We start from the raw sequence: 274 nt of genomic DNA on the forward strand, positions 1-274 counted from the left end.
CAACGAAGCCGCACAGCAATCATTGTCACCCGACCCGTGACCGAACGTAGGGGAATCCCAGCGATCCGTGAACACATCGGCCGCCGCGCCGACGCCGCCCACCACCCCGGCGAGCACACCATCATCGAACGCAACGACCGCCCTCCGCCGTCCGGGTGACCTGCGCCTCGTGGATCAAGCAGCAACGCCACGAAGGCCAGGGCACGCTCGCGCCCTAACGGGCACTCCCGCGCGGGCCTTCACCCCCGGCGTGAACACCGGAGCACTGGCCCGC

The organism is Sphaerisporangium melleum (assembly GCF_014646695.1).
GTDB lineage: Bacteria > Actinomycetota > Actinomycetes > Streptosporangiales > Streptosporangiaceae > Sphaerisporangium > Sphaerisporangium melleum.